The sequence below is a fragment of the Paenibacillus sp. NAIST15-1 genome (genome assembly GCF_001894745.1).
GTDB classification, from domain to species: domain Bacteria; phylum Bacillota; class Bacilli; order Paenibacillales; family Paenibacillaceae; genus Paenibacillus_B; species Paenibacillus_B suaedae.
Genome location: NZ_BBYF01000039.1, coordinates 1 through 1759 on the forward strand (window position 1 = coordinate 1; position 1759 = coordinate 1759).

The following is a 1759-nucleotide window of genomic DNA, read 5'->3' on the forward strand; positions in this document are numbered from 1 at the left end:
AAAGGGGCTGTCCCATAAGTAGGTTTTTACTACTTGTGAGACGACTCTAGATTTGAAAAAGGTCGAGCTATGGGTTACATTTGTACCCATACTCGACCTTTTTGCTTCATTGTTGCCCACTTCAGCAAATTGTGGGCAAGGGAAAGCCACCCGACCTCAAGGCTTACTTTCGATAGGCCTCGAAGCAGGAAACGTCTAAATCCTCTGTTATTTTTCAGTTGCCCAAATACACTCTCTGGCTCGATCATTCGTCGAACCGACAGCGCGTATCCTTCTTCGCTTCGCAGCTTTTCCTGTACGCATTGCTTGTAGCGAAGATATTGCATGCTTACTCGAATTTCACGATTCCCGGTTGCTTTCGAACAGGCTGCTTTGAGTGGGCAACTCATACAGTCCTGGCTCCGATAGTGGCGAAGGAGGATCTCATAACCACTTTCCGTTTTCTGTTTGCTCTCACGGTGAAAATGGAGGGACTGTCCGCCAGGACACGTCCACAAATCCGCCTGCGTATCATACTTCCAGTTGTCGATTCTGCTAATGTCCTGTTGCCACTTCTTCGATTTCTCTTTGTGGTACGTGCTGTATTTGACGATGGCCTCTACGTTTTCTTGCTCCAAATAGGCGTAGTTCTCTTCGCTTCCATAACCAGCATCAGCTATAACTGTTCCTGGGAGCTTTCCTAAAGCGCTCTTCACTTTCTGTAAATGGGGCTTCATGCAACGTGTGTCGGTAGGCCGCTGATGCAAACTGTATCCGACAATGAATTGATCCTCTGTGCCGATCTGTACATTATAGCCGGGCTTGAGCTGGCCATTCTTCATATGATCTTCTTTCATTCGCATAAAGGTAGCGTCCGGGTCGGTTTTGCTGTAGCTATTCCGTTCTCCAAGCACTTTCTGGTGATGTTCGTAGCTTTTTAATCGCGGCAAAAAATCTTTACGCAACAACCGAACTGCCTTTTTTAGTGGTTTATCTTTAGGTTGTTCCTGCAGCTTTTGTTCCAGTTTCTCTACCGCTTGTTCCAACTTCACGCTCGTGACTTCACTCAATTCGCCCAGCTCTAGTAAATCTCGATCTTGTAGTTCTTGCTCTTCCTGCCGCTCTGCTTCTTCAATGCTCGTAAACAATACTTTTACTTTCTCTTGCAAATTAGCTTTGTGCTTCGCCACAGATTTTCCCCATACGAAGGTGTACTTATTCGCATTCGCTTCGATTTTTGTACCGTCTACAAAATAATGCTCCAACTTAATGTACTTCTCCTCAATAAGGAAACCAAGGATAGACGTGAAGATCTTTTCAAGCACGCCTCTCATTCGCTCGGAGCGAAAACGATTAATGGTACGGAAATCCGGACGCTGTCTGGCTGCAAGCCACATAAAAGGAATGTTCTCTCTCACGGCTTTAGCAATTTGGCGAGAAGAATAAATACGTTGCGTGTAGGCGTAGATGATAATTTTAGTGAGCATTTTCGGGTGGTAACTATTTCGGCCTCCACCGGGATAAGCTGCTGCAAATATTTGATCGTCTATGCGATTCACCGCATGATTGATGATACGAACGAGGTGATTTTGGGGAATGTCTTCTTCCAAATCCATTGGCAGATAAAGTTGATCCATGCTATATTGAATGTACAAAGAAACCGTTCCTTTCGTAAATGGTGGGTGGTACTTCCATTTTACTAAAGAACGGTTTCTTTTTGTTTTACATATTTGAAAACAAGGGGGCGTCCCAAATCTTTTTAGACTTTTGGGACACCCCC

General features: G+C 44.9%; 1 protein-coding gene. It reads right to left on the reverse strand.

Annotation, left to right across the window (positions count from 1 at the left end; translation table 11 throughout):
• Positions 1-74 precede the first annotated feature (74 nt).
• Positions 75-1634 carry an IS1182 family transposase gene (locus PBN151_RS30165; protein WP_072732271.1) on the reverse strand — a complete coding sequence of 520 codons (1560 nt, stop codon included), beginning with the start codon at positions 1632-1634 and terminating at the stop codon, positions 75-77.
• Positions 1635-1759 lie beyond the last annotated feature (125 nt).